The organism is Halobacillus sp. BBL2006 (assembly GCF_000786645.1).
In the GTDB taxonomy this organism is placed as follows: domain Bacteria; phylum Bacillota; class Bacilli; order Bacillales; family Halobacillaceae; genus Halobacillus.
Genome location: NZ_JRNX01000808.1, coordinates 1 through 1,176, shown reverse-complemented (window position 1 = coordinate 1,176; position 1,176 = coordinate 1). Strand labels below are relative to the sequence as shown.

The 1,176-nt window shown below is 45.1% G+C and carries 1 protein-coding gene; it reads left to right on the top strand.

All coding sequences use genetic code 11. From position 1 onward, the window contains the following. A partial coding sequence (locus tag LD39_RS19895) for a nodulation protein NfeD (protein ID WP_035552555.1) occupies positions 1–1,157 on the top strand: 1,157 nt, incomplete at its 5' end. Positions 1,158–1,176 lie beyond the last annotated feature (19 nt).

Below are 1,176 nucleotides of genomic sequence, written 5' to 3'. Positions count from 1 at the left end.
ATCATATAATTTTCGAAATTGATACCCCGGGCGGTCGGGTAGACGCTGCTGGCGAAATCGGAGAGATCTTTCAGGATCTGGATATACCGAATACCGCTTTTGTTACAAGTCGCGCCTATTCAGCCGGCTCTTATATCGCTTTGAATGCTGATCAGATCTATATGAAGCCCCAGGCGACAATGGGAGCTTCAGGGGTTATCAACTCCGATGGAACAGCTGCGGATAAAAAAGCCCAGTCTGCCTGGATCTCCTCAATGGTTGCTGCAGCAGAATCTAACGGCCGTGACCCGCTTTATGCAAAGGCAATGGCTGACAGTAGTGTAGATCTCCCGAAATACGGAGCTGGAGAAGGCGAATTTCTGACACTGGGTCCTAAAGATGCAGAAGAAGTAGGATATGCGGAAGGAATTGTCGAAGATCGCACAGAATTACTTAATGAGCTCAATCTTTCTGATGCTAAGATTGTTGAAGAAAACCCTACGTTAGCAGAAAATTTGGCAAGGTTTTTGACCGATCCTGTGGTGATACCAATCTTGTTATCAGTCGCAAGCATTGGTTTGGTTGTAGAATTGTATTCTCCAGGCTTTGGAATACCAGGGATAATGGGGCTGCTTTCGCTCGTATTATTCTTCTATGGGCATATCGTAGCTGGTTTGGCTGGTTATGAAGCCATCATCTTACTTGTCTTAGGGATTGCTTTAGTGATTGCAGAATTATTCCTGCCTGGAGGTATTGCTGGGATCGCTGGAGTGGTAGCTATTGTAGCCTCTCTGATGCTATCTTCAGCTGACATGGGTTATATGGCAATGAGTATTGGGATTGCATTGATCGTCACGATCATTGTCTCAATCATATTGTTCAAAATTTTCGGCATGGAAAGAGGATTTTTCAGGCACATCATCCTAAACGATGCAACTTCATCAGAGAAGGGATATGTGTCCTCTAAGAATCGTCTGGAACTCATCGGATTGGAAGGCACAACTTTGACTCCTTTACGCCCAGCCGGTACTGCAGAATTTGACGGGGAACGGTTGGATGTCGTAACGGAGGGTGGATTCATTGCAACACGTCAACCTGTAAAAGTTGTAAAAACAGAAGGGTCAAGGGTTGTTGTGAGGGAAATGAAAACAGATACACATGAGGAGGAAACGAAATGACGTTACAAGAACTTATGCC